The sequence below is a fragment of the Cyclobacterium sp. SYSU L10401 genome, assembly GCF_010993705.1.
Classification (GTDB): domain Bacteria; phylum Bacteroidota; class Bacteroidia; order Cytophagales; family Cyclobacteriaceae; genus Cyclobacterium.
In genome coordinates, this window is record NZ_WOFO01000002.1 from 565,904 (window position 1) to 582,653 (window position 16,750).

Below are 16,750 nucleotides of genomic sequence, written 5' to 3' on the forward strand. Positions count from 1 at the left end.
GGTTATTGTTATTTTGATTAAAGGGAAACTTTAAGGCCTAATGTGTAACTGGTGATCTGAGGATAGGCCTGAAACCAATTGGTATTGGCTCTTTCAGGATCTGAACCCGGCCAATCAGTGATGGTAAACAAATTGTCTCCTGACATGTAAACCCGGGTAAATTTCAAACCTAATTTTTCATTTAAACGGTCTGGCAAATTGTAACCGATGGCCAGGTTCTTCAACCTTAAATAAGAAGCATCTAATAACCAGTAAGAATTACGCGTACCTGTCACAGGAGCATAACCGGAAATATACATGGCTGGATGTGCATTGGTGGAGCCCTCACCCGTCCACATGTTTTCGATAAAATCCAAAGGAGGGGGTGAACCCTGTATATAAGGCACCAATCCCCAGGATAATCCCTGGGTACTCTGCTTGTAGCCTTCCAAACCCTGGAAAAATGCATTTAAATCAAAATTTCTCCAGGAAAGATTGATGGTACTTCCGTAATGAAACCTGGGGTAAGCACCGTCCATGACCACCCGGTCATCCGCATTGATTACTCCATCTCCATTTTGGTCCACAAATTTCAAATCACCTGGCTTGGGATTGAATTGGTGCTGGGGGCTGTTGGCAATTTCTTCTTCATTCTGAAAAATACCATCCCACTCCACCATGAAATGAGAATTAAAGGGCAGTCCTTCCTGAATGGTAAAATTGCCATAAACCGGAGAAAGTATCCGCAGTACCTCATTTCTGAAAGTGGAGAAATTGACACTGATATTATAGCCAAAATCACCAAACTGTCTGACGGATCCCAATTCCAGCTCCATGCCGGTATTTCTCATTTTACCGTAATTAACCGTGGGAGGAGAAAGACCCACACTGGCCGGAATGGGTACATTGTACAGAATATCGTCCGTAACCTTATCAAACCAATCAAAGGTAAAATTGATCAGTCCCTCCTTCACCGAAAGATCAAACCCAATATCAGTCATAGTGGTGGTTTCCCATCTCAGATTAGGATCTACCAGCCGGTTGACATAAGCCCCCGGATGGGCAGTATTGAAGGGATAAGAAGTAGTGGTCAAAACTTCCTGGTAGGGATATAATCCCACATTCTGATTACCCAATTGTCCCCAGGATCCCCTGATTTTAAACTCATCTATCCATTGGTTTTGTTGCAGAAATGGTTCCTGAGAAATTCTCCAGCCGGCAGATACGGAAGGGAATACTCCCCAGCGGTTATCCGGTGAAATCCTGGAAGTACCATCATAGCGTACATTGGCTTCCAGTAGGTATTTCTCATTGTAATCATACATGGCACGGCCAAAAAATGACATGATGGCCCATTCCTCTGTAAAACCACCTGTAGTTTGGTCCAGCGGAGCACCTCCATCCAGTTCTTTGAGTTCATTGGTTGGAAAATGAACCCTTGACCCTCTCAACTGCCTATTTAAACTATACTCCTGGTTGTACCCTGCCAGGATATTGACATTATGGGTATCATTAAACAAGCGCCTGTAATTCAATGTGGAATAAAAAGTGGTCCACATGCCGGTATTCCAGGTTTCCCTGACTCCCAATTGCCAGGTAGAGTTATTGTGGGCATAGGAGCCATCCTTGAAAAAATAATTATCCACCGGCGTTTCATGGTTTTTCAGCGCCCGGTTGTCGTAAGATACAGCTCCTTTGGTATACCAGGTCAGGTGCTCGGTAGGTTTGATCTCCACATAGAATTGGGGCAAAACGTTGTAATTGATATCGGTTTGGATGCCACTGGCATCCTGAGCATCCGGATTTCTTACCGTCCATTCTCCAATATTGGAGCTGTATCTTGCCACGTGACCGGTAGATCCATCGGGCAGGGTCATGGTAGGTGTATAATTGGGACCCGCCCCATAGATGGCCAGGATCTGGTAATCAACGTTTCCATTATCCCAATTGCTGCGTTGGATATCTTTGTTCACCAGCTGTATGTCTCCGCCCACCGTTAACCAATCGTTAATTTTGGAATCCACGGTCAACCGTGCATTGTATTTTTTGAACTCATAGAGACTGGTCAAACCTGGCTGGTCAAAATAACCTAAGGATAACCCAACGGTGGTTTTTTCAGTACCACCACTGACCCGTACTGATTGCATATTGGCCACGGCAGTATTGAAAGAATGATCTATCCAATCAAAATTGGGATAATTGATGGGATCGTTTGGATTGTTTCTGAAAGCATCGATCTCCTCCTGACTGAAATAGGGTGCCTGACCTCCGGCCCTTTGTCTTCCCTGGTTCCAATACATCATGTAATCGGCAGAATTGCTCAGCAACCTGGGCAACCTGGTCGGCTGATGCACCTGCACATTACTGTGGATATCGATGCTGAGCGCACCTTCAGTACCTCTTTTGGTTGTAATCAGAATGACACCATTGGCAGCTCTGGCGCCATATATGGCACTTGATGCAGCATCTTTCAGCACAGAGACCGATTCTACATCATTGGGATCTAAATTCGTCATGTCGCCGGCGATACCATTGATGAGGACCAAAGGCTCACTACCGGCAGAACTGAATGTACCTAAACCTCTAATTCTTAGGGAATTATTTTCGCTTCCTGGTTTTCCGGAATGGGAAGAAACCTGCAAACCGGCTACTTTTCCCTGCAGGAGCCCGGCCACATTGGTCAATGGTCGCTTGATGATTTCATCTGCACCCACCGTAGCTACTGATCCGGTCATGTTGGCTTTCTTCTGGGTACCATAGCCGACCACTACCACTTCGTCCAGGGAGGCCAGGTCTTCTGCCAATACCACATTAATGGTACTCTGGTTGCCTACCTGTATGGTTTGCGAAGTAAAACCAATGAAGGAAAATACCAACTCAGCATTGTCCGGGACCGTTATGGAATACCTACCATCCAGATTGGTAACAGTACCCCTATTGGTACCCAGGACTGTAACGGTTACCCCCGGCAAGGGCACCTCGTTGGCGTCAGTAACGGTGCCTGAAACCGCAATATCCATGCTTGGATCAAATTTTGCCGAAGAGATTGTCTCATGAGCCCATGTGCCCCCAATAAAAACCAATTGAAGCAGCAGCAGTAAGGACAGCATTTTCAAAAGCGGATCTAACCGCCTGAATACAAATACATGCATAATTTTTGTGGGTTTAAGTTGATGTTAATTTTTGAAATACTAACTAATGCTCCACAAAGCTGAAGAATACTAAAAAGACCCAAAGAAACTAGCAGCAGATCTTTCCATCGAAAGTCCTCATCATTTGCCTGGAACATTATAAGTGGCAGTGGGAAAAATGAAGCTGTTGGTCCTTAATAAATCCCACCTGAATAGGTTTGATCAGAATTTACTTTATTCTGGTCTATTAATGTAAATAAAATTTAACAAATATTATAACCATTAATATAACCTTTTATAATGAACTTAAACTATAAAACAGAATTAAATATTTTATTTGTTATGTATTATAAAACAACCTACTTAAATGGTAATATTATTTTGTTATTTTAAATATAAAATACTAAAAATAATACTTTATCCATTTAAAAAAATATTTTTATTACCTATTAAAGGGCTATCCTGTATATTAATTTTAAAACATCAGGTCTTTCCGAACATGGATTTCTGTTGTCCTATTATTGTCAATTGATCAGTTTTAAATCTACCGATAGCAGATCACCCAACTTTACCCTTACCAAAAAAATAGCTTTCCAATCCATAATAATACTTTTTAATGTTTATATTATTAACCAATTAATGTTAATTAAATAAACAAAATGTACCTCAACTGCCACAGTCACTACAGTTTTAAGTACGGTACGCTTTCGGTGGAAGCCCTGGTGGCGGAAGCCAAAAAGCACAAACTCGATGCCCTGGCCTTAACCGACATCAACAGTACTTCCGGGGTCTTCCCCTTTATTCGGGAAGCCCAGAAAAATGGCATCCACCCCGTGATCGGCATTGACTTCCGCAATGGCATCAATCAGCAGTACATCGGCCTGGCACAAAACCAGGATGGCTTCTATGCGCTGAACCTCCACCTCTCCCATCACCTGGTGCACCAGCAGCCTTTCCCCGATCGGGCTCCGGCCATGGACCATGTCTTCTTCATTTACCCCTTTTCCGAAAACCAGTTTCCCCTTCGGGAAAACGAGTACATCGGCCTACACCCCTCCCAACTGAAGAAACTGCCCTACAGCCCCTGGGCCAGGCATAAAGACCGGCTGGTCCTGTTGCAGCCGGTAAGTTTTGCCGGTAAAACCGGGTTCAACGCCCACCGCCTGCTCCGCTGTATGGATCGCAACACCCTGCTGAGCAAATTACCTGTATCGGAGCAGGGAGATCCATCCGATCGTTTTTACAGTTATGCAGATATGGTGGACCGCAGCGCAGGGCACAGCTACCTGATCTACAATGCACAGAAATTGCTCGAACAGTGCCAGTTTTCCTTCTACTTTCAGGCCGTTAAAAACAGGCGGGACATTCTGGGATCCGACTGGGAGGACTTCGACTACCTGCGGCAGGAAACCTTTAAAGGTGCCCTGTTGCGCTATGGGAGCCTGGATGAAACCAAAGAAAAACGTATCCTCAAGGAACTGGAGATGATCCAGCAAAAGGGATTTGTCTCCTATTTCCTCATCAATTATGACATCGTTAACTTTGCCCGGCACAAGAACTTCTTCTATGTGGGACGGGGCAGCGGGGCCAACAGCATCGTGGCCTACAGCCTTTGCATCACCGATGTGGACCCCATCGAGCTGGACCTGTACTTTGAGCGCTTTATCAACCTGTACCGGGAAAATCCCCCCGACTTCGACCTGGACTTCTCCTGGAAAGACCGGGACGAAATCACCGATTATATTTTCAAAAAATACAACCGTCCCGAAAGCAAACATGTCTGCCTGCTGGCCACCTTCAATACCTTCCAGTACAACTCTGTGCTACGGGAGTTGGGCAAGGTCTTTGGCCTGCCCAAGTCTGAAATAGAGTCCCTGATCTACCATGGTGACAAGCTGGAAAGCAGCAACTATCGGCCAGACCAGTACGGCAAGCTGATCTACGGCTACAGCCAGGTGATCCGGGACATGCCCTCCCACCTAAGCATCCATGCGGGAGGGGTGTTGATCTCCCACAAACCCATTCATTACTATACCGCCACTGAGTTGCCGCCTAAAGGCTTCGCCATTTCCCAATTCGACATGCATGTGGCGGAGGACATAGGCCTGCACAAGTTTGATATCCTCAGCCAAAGGGGCCTGGGACATATCAAAAGCACCCTGGAAATCATCCAACAAAATCAGGGCAAGGAAGTGAACATCCGCCAGGTGGACGCCTTCAAGAAAGATTCCAAAATCAAGCGGCACCTGCGGGAGGGACGTACCATTGGTGCCTTCTACGTAGAATCTCCGGCCATGCGCATGCTTCTGGCAAAACTGAAAGCGGAGGAGTACCTGGAACTGGTAGCTGCCAGTTCCATTATCCGGCCGGGTGTGGCCCGCTCCGGCATGATGCGGGAGTACATCCTGCGGCATGTAGATCCATCCAGAAGGGAAATGGCCCACCCGGTACTCCGGGACATCATGCCCGAAACGTATGGCATCATGGTGTACCAGGAAGACGTGATCAAGGTAGCCCATTACTTTGCCAGCCTTTCCCTGAGCGAGGCCGACGTACTGCGAAGGGGCATGAGCGGCAAGTCCCGCTCCAAAGACGAATTCCAGCGGGTAAAGGACAGCTTTTTTGCCAACTGCAGAAAAAAAGGACATGAGCCAAATGTGACAGGAGAGGTCTGGCATCAGATTGAAAGCTTTGCCGGTTACTCCTTTGCCAAGGGCCATTCCGCTTCCTTTGCCGTGGAGAGCTACCAAAGTCTTTATTTAAAGGCCCATTACCCCCTGGAATTTATGGTGGGGGTCATCAATAATTTCGGAGGATTTTATCCTACCGAGTTTTACATTCACGAACTCCGGATGAATGGCGCCGATGTACAAGCTCCGCACATCAATGAAAGCGAAAACCTGACCTGCATCCGGGGCAAAACCGTCTACCTGGGCTTTGTCCACATGAAGTTCCTGCAAAAAGAAAGCGTGGACAAAATCCTGCAGGAAAGGCAACAGGGAGGGATGTATACCAGCCTGGTGGACTTTGTCTCCCGCGTAGACATCAGCCTGGAGCAATTGCTCATCCTGGTACGGATAGGCTGCTTTCGCTTCACCGGCAAGAGCAAGCAGGAGACACTCTGGGAGGCGCATTTTATCCTGCACCGCAAAAAAAAACCGGCCGGAGGAAGTCAGCGGCTGTTTGCACAGGCGGGCTTCCGGGAGCTGCAGCCTCCTGTTCTGGAAGCGGCGGATGTGAGGCAGGAGATCATTGACCAGATCGAAATCCTGGAATTTCCGATGGAATCCCCTTTTCTATTGGTAAAGGAACAGCAGGTCCGTGGCATTGCAGCCAGGGAAATGGCGCAGTTTCTGGGCAGACGGGTGCAGCTGGTCGGTTACCTGGTGACGGTCAAGTACACCCGGACGGTGAAGGGGGAGGTGATGAACTTCGGTACCTTTATCGACCGGGAAGGGCACTGGATCGATACGGTGCATTTCCCTCCGGTGGTGAAAAAAACACCCTTCAAGGGCCGCGGCATCTACCTGATCAAGGGAAAAGTCACGGAGGAATTCGGCTTCTATAGTGTGGAAGTCAGCAGCTGCGAGCGAATGGCGTATTGGAATGCCGATGATTGACCAAGAGCAAGGCAGGTCTAATGCCCGGGGTTTCAAGCCTGGGAAAAAAATGCAGATCCGCCGTTTTGGCAGAAGAAACGTCCATACCATCCCCGGCCTCTCGCCAAAACCCATAGCTGGTCAATTTGGACGCGCTGGCTTTTAATGAACTTACTGCAAAAAACATTTTGAATTAACATTCCTTTCTCCATTTCACTTATGGAAAAAGACCCGATTAAACTAACTGCCTCTACAATATCGGAATTTTTTTCAACAATGATATAAGGTAAATCATCCAAGGTAAAATTCAAAAAATCTGGATTTTTATGATAAATTTTATCGATTTCAATTTTGGTTTGTTTACTATTTGAAGCTGAAAATAAGTATTATAACAGGTTTTTTCAAGATTAAATAGTGAATAATTTTGTTCCGGCAAAATAACTCTTCAAGTCCGCTTCGTTAACCCTGCTCCTGCATCCACTACCAAACCAATGTTGCCTTACCTTCCCCCGGAATTTTATATCCGCCCCTCTTCGGCTGACCTGCCTATCCCCTGTCTTTGTTCCATGATATCAATTCCACAAAAAGTCCTTACTTTTATGGGAAAAATTTGAGTTTGATATGAAATATTATCTATTCTTGTTCATTTTTTCTGCCATTGCTTTCTGTAGTTGCCAAGAGGCACCATCACCGACACCTATTCCCGCTATTGACCTTTACTTTCCTCCCCTCAATTCGGAGCATTGGGAAACCACTTCTTTAAACCTGGAGGAAGAAAAGGTTCAAAATCTGGAGAAGCTGCTGGCCGAAAACGGTACACGAGCCTTTATTCTATTGAAAGAGGGAAAAATTGCCCTGGAGTTTTATGCCGGAACCCGGCTGGCATCCAACTTACCGTTTCAGCAAAGCGCTTTTTGGTACTGGGCTTCGGCGGGAAAAACACTTACCGCAACATTGGTGGGCATCGCTCAGGAGGAAGGGCACCTTTCCCTGGACCAGCCCACCTCGGAAATCCTGGGACCCGGATGGAGCAGCCTGACACCGGAACAAGAAAACCGGATCCAAATACGGCACCACCTGAGCATGACTACCGGGCTGGATGAAGGGGTAAGTAACCCCGATGATTATTCTGCCCAAAACCTGCACTACCTGGCTGATCCCGGACAGCGCTGGGCCTATCACAATGCGCCTTATACTATTTTAGACAAGGTCCTTAAAGGAGCTACCGGATCGGATATAGCCACCTACTTTCAACAAAAGATAGGATCAAAAATAGCCATGACCGGGTTTTGGCAGGAAATAGGCCATAACCGCGTCTTTTTCAGCGATGCCCGCTCCATGGCCCGTTTTGGCCTGATGATACTGGCCAAAGGAAAATGGGAAAACAAAGAAATCATCGGCGACCAGCACTACCTTCAGGCCATGGTGACTCCCTCTCAAGCTTTGAACGAAAGCTACGGCTACCTTTGGTGGCTGAATGGCCAGGAAAGCTATATGCTTCCCGGGATTCAAAATCCCCTTCCGGGAAGTTTTATTCCCAATGGCCCCTCGGATATGGTTTGTGGCATGGGTAGAGATGGGCAATTCCTGTGTGTGGTTCCTTCTGAAAAGCTGGTATTGGTGCGGCTAGGCGAAAATCCGGATCAAAGCCTGATCCCTTTCCGGTTTTTAGACGCCATATGGGAAGTACTCAGTGATTAGGTAAATGCTTGAGGACATTCTAAAACGAGCCGAGTTACGTAAAGACAATTATAAACATATGAAACAGCTTAGTTCTGAGAAATGCATTTTTAGATTGAAGGGTTGCTATTTATTCCTTTTCGGTTTTTTGGAAGGGTGCTGATAGGTACTAAAATAAGTTTTAACACCCGGTGATCTGCATGTTGCAGGTATTGGTTTATTTCTTCCCGTATCTTACCTGTGTCCATTGGTATTTTCTTTTTGCTCTATAAAGTTAGCGAATTCCTATTAGAATTTGATTTCTTCCGGCTATTGGTATTTCAATTTTAGGTTTATTTTATTCCCCTCTAGGTGTAGGCAACTACACCCTTCTATCAATACCAATTTGTAATTGGAAATTGGACGGAATCACCAACAATCTACCGCTTTCAAACCTACCAATCCAGCATCATTCTTTGCACTTGAACACCTACTAGCTTCCGATTTCTCTACGATTCCTGCCCTTACCCGATTCTCATGAATGTAAAGCATGCTATTTTCGATCATTTCAGTTCGATAAATTTCAATGGCATGGTTTTCATGTGTACTTTTTCAAACCCAAGCCAGACACTGTTTAAAGTTTTGGACACTTGTTTACCAAGAAATTCTTTAGTGATCCATTGCAAATGGCATGTGATGGATTCCAACTTTAAAATAGGTTAAGAATAATAGGGGCTGAAGGTTCTACACCCAGTCGGGGGCAGAAATCCCAATGTTTTAATGAAAAAAACAAGTTACCGATTAATTATCCCTTCTAGTTGGGATTTAAGCTGCTCTACCACCCGTGGATAATTCGAAAAAAGGTTGTCTCTTTCCTCGGGGTCTTCCCGGATTCGGTACAGCTGCCCCTTGGGCCCACCTTTCTCGGGCTGCAAGCGATTCGGAGCGCTAAAGCCTCCCGAACCCAGCCCGTCGATGTATTTCCATTCCGGCGTCCGGATGGCAAACATGCCGGAGGAGGAATGGTGCACCATCTCCGTACGGAACACGAAATCCGTATCTCCCTGCAATACCGGTAAAAAACTGTAGCTGTCCATCGCCGCACCTTCCGGTATGGTTTGATCCAGCAAGCCGGCAAGCGTTGCGAAAAGATCGGTCAGGCTGACCAGTCCCGGGTAGGCTGCTTGTTCCTTTATGCCTTCCGGCCAGGAAACAATCAAAGGAACCCGGTGGCCTCCGTCCCACACATCCCCTTTTTGGCCCCGCACACCCCTATTTGAATCGTGACCATATAGCAAAATCTCTTCTTCCGGCCAATAGGCCCCGTTGTCGCTGGCAAAAACCAATAAGGTATTTTCCAGCAAACCCTGCGCCTGGAGCTGCTCCTTAATGCGCGCGACCACCTGATCGATATCCATGACAAAATCTCCGTACAGCCCCGCTCCCGATTTACCTGTATGCTCCTCCGAAGGTAGCCAGGGGGTATGGGGGCCAGTCAGCGGCAGGTATAGAAAAAAAGGAGTATCAGCCGATTGACGTTCGATAAAGGCCAGGCCCTGCCCGGTGATTTCATCCAGGCAATCTTCCACCCGGAAAGTAGGTGCCATTTCTCCCTGTCTCCACCACACGCCTTTTTCCCAGTACACGGCCTGCTCGTTGCTGTGTTTCTTATCCCAGGAAAATTCCGTGTTTTCCTTTCGGGTAGGGTACACCTCCGTGGTCAAGATCACCCCCGGGTCCAACACCCTATGGTTTTCCAAAAATACATAGGGTGGAATATCCAGCGATGCCGGGTGGATAAAGGAATAGTCAAAACCAAAATCACTCGGTCCTATTCCAATTGGCTGGCCGTAATCCACATTAGAATACCCACTCTCGGCATCCAACACCGCAGGTTTGCCATCTTTGGTGACCCATTCCAAACCCAGGTGCCACTTCCCTACTATTCCGGTTTGGTAACCGGCATTTCTAAGAAAAGCGGCCATTGAAAGGCGATTTTTATCCATTACAGGGGGTTCAAACCCTCCGATTCCCCGGGCCGCAGCTGGCGTTCGAAAGGCGTATTCCCCAGTAAGTAAGCCGAAACGAGAAGGCGTACACACCGAGGCACTCGCATGGGCATTGGAAAAGGTAATGCCTTCCGCAACCATTTCATCCAGGGCGGGAGTTTCAATTTTGGATAAGGGGTTCAGGCCCTTGATGTCCCCGTAACCCATATCGTCGGCAAAGATGATGACAATATTGGGGGGATTCCCCTTCGCATCCAACCCCTGTCCCTGGCTTACCATATCCGGATAAACCAACAGGCAGATGAGCAGACTTACATTCAACAAATTTTTCATGGGTTCTCAATTTAAAGGAACGGAGGTGGCGAGTGCAATCACCCGGCCCTGGTCTCCGACTGCATTGTAAAAATGATAGGTAACTCCCTCCCAACGAATTACCCAGGGCTTATGGGCATACTGGGAGTCGTAAGGCTCGGAGGGTGCCACCAGGTCCTCCCCTTCCCAATCCGTCCAATGGACCAGATCGTAGGAGCAGGCAAAGCGCTCAAAAGCACCGGGTTTCCAGAAAGCACCAAAGTAAAACATGACATACACGTCGTCTATCTTAACTAGCTGTGCATCTCCACAAATACCTTCTCCACGGGTGATGACTGGTCCCTCGCCTATCCGGGCCCAGTTTACCATGTCTTCCGATCCTGCCATGCCAATACTTTCATAGGTAGCAGTATCCCCTTTGGCATTGTAATACATGACAAAAGGGTAACCGGTAAGTTGATCTTCATCCCGGATAATGTGGGACTTGTAAATTTTATCGGTTTCAAACCAGCGGGCAGAAGAATCGCCAGGCAGCAAAACCGGATCGTCTATCCGCTCCCATTCTTCGGCCCTATCCAGGTGATCCGATTTCGCCATTCCAACACCTAGCGTACCTGCTTCATACCCTTCCGTGGCTCCTCCCAAATAGGACATCCAGTACTTGCCTGCATGTGTCCCTGCCTCGTTTCCAGCACCCCAATCGGTGTCTACAAGTGCCAGGTAGCCTGCCTTTTGATTGGCATCCCAGGTGTCCTGCGTAAACGAGAGCAGCCTACCCATCTCCTCCCAATCCAGTAGGTTGCCGCTTTTTGCCAGCCAGGTTTCATAGCCCTTTCCGTCAAAGACGATGTAAGTCATGTACCATTGGCCTTCGTGGCGAAAGATGGTGGGGCTGTCCACCAGTTTGGTAGTGTCGCTGTGCTGAAACACCACACCGTACTTATAGGGAGTTTTAATCCGCTCGTAAATTTCCTGCATGCGTTTCGCCGAAACCTCGACGGGAAGCTGGGGGGAAGGTTTGCAGCAAACCCATCCCCAGCAGCATAGCGTAAACAGCAGAAATTGCTGAAAACGATTCATCTACAAGCCTTTTAAAGCTTGTAATATTCCTCCCAGCCTTTTCTTGGCGGAACGCCTGCCAGCAATTGATTGGCCAATGCGTGATTGGTGATTTGCTTGGACTCCCGGTCAAATTTCAAATGGGCCTTGAGTCGCTGGGAAAGGACTCCCAGGGTAAAAACCTGACTTAAAGGTCCGGCGATATCAAAGGAAGACCTGCATTTCTCCTCCCCTTTGCAGGCTTTAAGGAAATTGGCAAAGTGGTTGGAAGGGCTTTCCATGACCTCCGGAAGCTGGGAAGCCATATCCTTACCCATTTGTTCAGGAATGATGGATAGCGTACTACCGTGAGATCCTCCTTTAAAGGTGAGGTCCTTTCCATAAATGATTTTACCAGGGTTGAGTCTGGATGGCTGCAATTGCCCATCACTTGGAGGTGGGATATTCGGGTCCAATTCGGATACTCCGTATCCTTCCGGTACCGGAGGGATGTTATTTTGCCCGTCATACCAGGTAATGGTCATGGCCGGCATGTCCGCTCTTTTGGGGAATTTAAATTCGAGGGTAGTTTCCATGGGGAAGAAGAAGGTGTTGTGACCATCCAATCGGGTCGGAATGATTTCTTCCGGAAGCCCTAAATCCAGGAATTCGTGGGCCGTATCCATGATATGTGCGCCCCAATCACCTAATGCGCCCATGCCGAAGTCGTACCAGCAGCGCCATTGTCCATTTACCAGGTCTTCGTTATAAGCGTGCTCATGAGCAGTGGTGTGCCAGGTATCCCAGTCCAGGGTGTCGGGTATGGGTTGCTTATCCGGGAAGGAGATGATATTGGTATCCCAACCGTGCCACCTTCTGCGACCGTTCATATGGGCCGTCATGTTGGTCACATCCTTGATAATTCCTGCTTCTTTCCAGGCCTTAAATTGGAAATAATTGGCCTCCGAATGCCCCTGATTTCCCATTTGGGTAGCCACTTTGTATTTTTCGGCACCATCCATCATCAGCTGCACCTCCTGAAAGGTTCGGGCCATGGGCTTTTCTACATACACGTGCTTGCCCAGAGACATGGCCAGCATGGTAATGGGAAAATGAGAAAAATCCGGCGTACCTACGCTTACCGCTTCGATATCCTTCCCCATTTTATCAAACATTTCCCTGAAATCTTTGAATCGGGGCACGTTGGGAAACATTTTCATGACTTCTTCGGTATGTGGTGCTCCCATGTCCACATCGCAAAGGGCCACAATATTGGCCAATCCGGTTTCGTGAAGTGATTTGGTGATGCTTCCTCCCCGGTGGCCGATTCCGCAACAGGCCAGGTTGACTTTTTCACTTGGTGCCACATGGCCCAGAGGTTTACCCAATACAAATGAGGGTATCAGGGAAACACCCGCAACACCTAAAGTGCTGTTTTTCAAAAACTTTCTACGATAATTATTCATGATTAATTAATATGGTTATTTCGAATGCTATGGTTAGATTTTGGATAAATGCCTTCACTTCTGAGAGCAGCAGGTAAATACATTGAACCATTTCAGTCCTGAATTTAGAAGAAATACGGAGATTTATAGCAAAAAATTATGCATTACTTTCAATAGAATGTTTGAATGGGTTATAAATTGAGCTTAAATTTCGGAATGTTTTGTCAAGCTAGATTTTTTCCAATCCTGGTTTCAGTGATTTTCGCATTCGCCTGCAGTCCTGATGCCAGTGATAATAGCCATACTTTCCAATTGGTGGTTAAAGATACGCTATCTATTGATTTCCAGGGTGAAATCCACGCAGGAGATTTTAAGGATAACCGGGGAATTATCTACAATTACAGGTCCGGCGAATACCTTAAATTTGACAGTGCGGGTAAGGTTTTGATCAGAAATTCCATTCCTGCAGAAGGTGAGCGTGGCTTGTTTTATGTGAATGCGCTTAAAATCCTGGATGATGGGAAGGTTTTAGCCCATTCGATAAAAGGTGAAATAGCCCTTTTGGATGAAGAACTTCGACTACAGGAAAAGCTGTTTATGCCCTTTCCCAATGGTACCATGGATCTGAAGAGAAATGTGAGTACCATAGACAAATGGAACAATGAGCTGTTGTTATTTTATCCAGGCAGGGACAACAAAAGCCCTTATTCCCTGGGTTATTACCGTGACAATTACCTGCTGGAAAAACTGGACCTGAATACAGGTGAAAGCAGCCCTTACCTAAAACTATCTCCCGAAAGCAAATACCAAAAAAACCTCCATTTCGAACCTCCCACGGCCTTGATCAGTTGCGCTGGAAATCAATTGTATTTTGCTTTCAACAAAGAGCCCCTTATTCATCGCTATAACCTGGTTGAGGGTGGTGCATGGGAGGAATCCATACCATTGGAAACAGCAAATTTTGTCCAAATCCAGGGGCAGGAAATCCCCTTGGGTAATGACGGTTCTGTTTTAGCAGAAGGAGAGATTACCGGGCTTTTCGGATTGGAGAATGGGTTTGCCGTAACATTTTTTGAAGGATTGGAAAATTCACCCAATCAGCAGAAAAACAGACCTCCCGGACAGCAGCTAAAGGTCTTCGCAGATAAAACAGGCTGGTCTGCGCCGGTAAACTTGCCTTTTGAAATCCTGTTTATTTTAAATTTTGAAGGGCCTGACCTCCCTTTTTACGCAATAGTCAACCCCATCTACACAGGCCAAACAAATAACCAGATTAAAATACTTAAGTTACATCTTCAATAATTAATTTCACTATGAATAAAAGTAAACGTTTTCAATCCATAATATTAATATTTATATGCGGTCTTTGGATGGCTTGTTCACCAGCGACTGAGAAGCAGGAAGAGGAAATAGACATCAAGAATGGCTGGAGAAGCCTATTTAATGGCGAAGACCTGGACAACTGGCGAATAAAAATTTCCAAACATGAGCTGGATGAAAATTATGCCAATACTTTCCGGGTGGAGGACGGGTTGCTTAAAGTCAGGTATGATGGCTATGAAGCTTTCGACAGACAGTATGGTCATATCTTCTATGATGAATCCTTCTCTCATTATCTTTATCGGGTAGAATACCGATTTGTAGGGGAACAGGCTCCGGAAGGAGAAGGATGGGCTTTGAGAAATTCCGGTGTCATGTTGCATGGACAGGATCCGGAGACCATGACCAAAGACCAGGATTTCCCCATTTCCATTGAAGGACAGTTGCTGGGTGGAGATGGTGAAAACCCAAGAACTACGAGCAACCTTTGTACCCCGGGTACTAACGTAGTGATGGATAATGAACTCTTCACTCCCCACTGTATCAATTCAACATCCAAGACCTATCATGGAGAGCAATGGGTAACGGCTGATTTTCTTGTCCTGGGTGATTCCATCATTCACCATATCCTGGAGGGCGATACGGTGCTTACCTATTATCAGCCGCAAATGGGAGGCGGAAATGTGAGTAATCACAATCCTGAAGTAAAAAAGGACGGGCAATTGATCTCAGAAGGTTTTATCTCCCTGCAAAGCGAAAGCCACCCCATTGATTTCAAACGGGTGGAAATTTTTGACCTGTCCCCGTACCAGAGTGATCCTGCCAAATTGGAGGAAGTATTGAATCTCTTAAAAAGTGAAGAATAAATTAAAAAGGGGCTTTTAAAGGAAATAGAAGCCCCTTGATTTCAGCCTTTTGACAAAAGATTTTTTTGAAGAAAATCGTTGATAAATTTCCCTGATGGGTCCATGTTTTTCATCAGGAAAACAAAATCATCCATCCTCTCATATTGACCATGGAGGTAATCCTGATCAAAAGTGAACAATTTTCCCCAATGGGGCCTGACCTGAAATGGTTTTAACCGGGCCTCAATTTTGGGCAATAATTTACTTACATTTTCCCAATCTGCCTTCCAGGTAAAATGAATGGCAATACTATCCCTGCCATAGGCGGGACTCAACCACAGTTCATCTTTTTTAATGGAACGAATTTCGGAAATAAGTAGGTAAGGGAAAATTTCTGTTCCCATAGCATAAATCGCATGGATTGCCGCTACTGCCTCCGTCCTGGGAACAAAATACTCCGACTGAAGCTCCTCCCCACTGCTGGGTGTAAAGTCCATTTTAAAATGGGGAAGCCGCTCGTGCCAGGCCCCCTCTATTCCCAATTGCTCCGTGCAATTTATAGCGGAAATTTCCTTTATAGGGTGCAAATGGTCTTTAGCCTTTGAGGCTCCAAAAATGGTCTCGGGCATGGAATCATCCTGTCCTTGGCCTTTCTTCTTGATCCACCATTGGTTGACCCTTTCTCCCTGCCAGTCGGTAAACAAACTCACACTGTAGCCGGAAGAAAAAATTGCATCAAATTGTGTATCAAGCTGCTCCAAAGGCAGGTTTTCATAAACAAATTGCTTGACGGTAAAGGCAGGCTCGATACGTAAACGCATCCGGGTCACTACTCCCAAAGCCCCCAGGTGAACAACCGATGCCCTCAGTTCCTCAAGGTTGGTTTCCTCGCTAAAAACCTTGATCTCCCCATTCGCCTTGATCATTTCCATTTCTGTCACAGCGGTTGACAAATTTCCATTTTGGTCACCTGATCCATGGGTTCCTGTGGCGCAAGCTCCGGCAACCGAAATATGCGGCAATGAAGCCAGGTTATGCAAGGCAAATCCCTCCTGCTGCAGTTTTTTAGCCAATACGCCATATTGAACGGCACCGTTTATTGAAACCGTGCTCCTATCCGTAGCAAGCTGGATATTGGGGTCCATTTTCGCCAGGGAGAGTTGTCTGTGTTGGCTGTCGGCGATGGTATTGAACGAATGCCTGGTACCCAACGCCTTAAGTTTTTCCTGCTTATTAATGGCCGCAAGCAATGCTTCCCCCTTATCAGGCTCCTCCAAAGTTTGGGTACTGTAGGTAAAATTCCCCGCCCAGTTGGACCTAAGGGGACCCTGTTGTTTTTTTGATTCTGAATCGCACGAAATCATAGGAAATACCCAATTAGCTCCAACAAGAAGCGAAGAATTTTTTAGAAAC

Annotated in this window: 10 protein-coding genes; 4 read left to right on the forward strand and 6 right to left on the reverse strand. The window is 46.6% G+C overall.

The genetic code is table 11. The annotated features are described in order from the left end of the window. Positions 1 to 17: 17 nt before the first annotated feature. Positions 18 to 3,131: a SusC/RagA family TonB-linked outer membrane protein gene (locus tag GL182_RS07290; RefSeq protein ID WP_163378976.1), complete on the reverse strand. Its 3,114-nt coding sequence runs from the start codon at positions 3,129 to 3,131 to the stop codon at positions 18 to 20. Positions 3,132 to 3,769: 638 nt separating this feature from the next. Here GL182_RS07290 and GL182_RS07295 point away from each other — a divergent pair. Further along, positions 3,770 to 6,730 carry a DNA polymerase III subunit alpha gene (locus GL182_RS07295; protein WP_163378977.1) on the forward strand — a complete coding sequence of 987 codons (2,961 nt, stop codon included), beginning with the start codon at positions 3,770 to 3,772 and terminating at the stop codon, positions 6,728 to 6,730. A 32-nt stretch (positions 6,731 to 6,762) separates the two neighbouring features. Here the strand turns inward: GL182_RS07295 and GL182_RS07300 are convergent, their stop codons facing one another. Further along, a complete protein-coding gene (locus GL182_RS07300; RefSeq protein ID WP_163378978.1) occupies positions 6,763 to 7,020 on the reverse strand; it encodes a hypothetical protein in 258 nt (85 codons plus the stop codon). Between the two features lie 310 nt (positions 7,021 to 7,330). Between GL182_RS07300 and GL182_RS07305 the strand changes: the two genes are divergently transcribed. Further along, positions 7,331 to 8,410 carry a serine hydrolase domain-containing protein gene (locus tag GL182_RS07305; RefSeq protein WP_163378979.1) on the forward strand — a complete coding sequence of 360 codons (1,080 nt, stop codon included), beginning with the start codon at positions 7,331 to 7,333 and terminating at the stop codon, positions 8,408 to 8,410. A gap of 752 nt (positions 8,411 to 9,162) precedes the next feature. Here the strand turns inward: GL182_RS07305 and GL182_RS07310 are convergent. The 3 genes from GL182_RS07310 to GL182_RS07320 are packed head-to-tail and all read right to left on the reverse strand — an operon-like array spanning position 9,163 to position 13,193. After that, positions 9,163 to 10,710 carry a sulfatase family protein gene (locus tag GL182_RS07310; RefSeq protein WP_163378980.1) on the reverse strand — a complete coding sequence of 516 codons (1,548 nt, stop codon included), beginning with the start codon at positions 10,708 to 10,710 and terminating at the stop codon, positions 9,163 to 9,165. A gap of 6 nt (positions 10,711 to 10,716) precedes the next feature. Continuing rightward, entirely contained in the window at positions 10,717 to 11,769 is a 1,053-nt protein-coding gene (locus tag GL182_RS07315) for a glycosylase (RefSeq protein ID WP_205603599.1), read from the reverse strand. 11 nt (positions 11,770 to 11,780) lie between these two features. Further along, complete coding sequence (locus tag GL182_RS07320) at positions 11,781 to 13,193, reverse strand: Gfo/Idh/MocA family protein (protein WP_163378981.1); 1,413 nt, start codon at positions 13,191 to 13,193, stop codon at positions 11,781 to 11,783. Positions 13,194 to 13,427: 234 nt separating this feature from the next. Between GL182_RS07320 and GL182_RS07325 the strand changes: the two genes are divergently transcribed. Together GL182_RS07325 and GL182_RS07330 are read left to right on the forward strand one after the other, a co-directional pair. Then, on the forward strand, positions 13,428 to 14,474 hold the full coding sequence (locus tag GL182_RS07325; protein ID WP_163378982.1) for a hypothetical protein: 1,047 nt from the start codon (positions 13,428 to 13,430) through the stop codon (positions 14,472 to 14,474). 68 nt (positions 14,475 to 14,542) lie between these two features. Further along, positions 14,543 to 15,358 (forward strand): DUF1080 domain-containing protein, encoded by an 816-nt coding sequence (locus GL182_RS07330; RefSeq protein WP_240469722.1) that lies wholly within the window; start codon positions 14,543 to 14,545, stop codon positions 15,356 to 15,358. Positions 15,359 to 15,399: 41 nt separating this feature from the next. On the opposite strand, the gene GL182_RS07335 is transcribed toward GL182_RS07330, so the two are convergent. Continuing rightward, a complete protein-coding gene (locus GL182_RS07335; protein WP_240469724.1) occupies positions 15,400 to 16,701 on the reverse strand; it encodes a D-arabinono-1,4-lactone oxidase in 1,302 nt (433 codons plus the stop codon). Between the last annotated feature and the right edge of the window lie 49 nt (positions 16,702 to 16,750).

Excerpts from the sequence above, each read along its gene's own strand:
- GL182_RS07335 (WP_240469724.1), bottom strand. The coding sequence starts at position 16,701 with ATGATTTCGTGCGATTCAGAATCAAAAAAACAACAGGGTCCCCTTAGG.
- GL182_RS07320 (WP_163378981.1), bottom strand. The coding sequence starts at position 13,193 with ATGAATAATTATCGTAGAAAGTTTTTGAAAAACAGCACTTTAGGTGTT.
- GL182_RS07290 (WP_163378976.1), bottom strand. The coding sequence starts at position 3,131 with ATGCATGTATTTGTATTCAGGCGGTTAGATCCGCTTTTGAAAATGCTG.
- GL182_RS07310 (WP_163378980.1), bottom strand. The coding sequence starts at position 10,710 with ATGAAAAATTTGTTGAATGTAAGTCTGCTCATCTGCCTGTTGGTTTAT.
- GL182_RS07315 (WP_205603599.1), bottom strand. The coding sequence starts at position 11,769 with ATGAATCGTTTTCAGCAATTTCTGCTGTTTACGCTATGCTGCTGGGGA.
- GL182_RS07305 (WP_163378979.1), top strand. The coding sequence starts at position 7,331 with ATGAAATATTATCTATTCTTGTTCATTTTTTCTGCCATTGCTTTCTGT.
- GL182_RS07295 (WP_163378977.1), top strand. The coding sequence starts at position 3,770 with ATGTACCTCAACTGCCACAGTCACTACAGTTTTAAGTACGGTACGCTT.
- GL182_RS07330 (WP_240469722.1), top strand. The coding sequence starts at position 14,543 with ATGGCTTGTTCACCAGCGACTGAGAAGCAGGAAGAGGAAATAGACATC.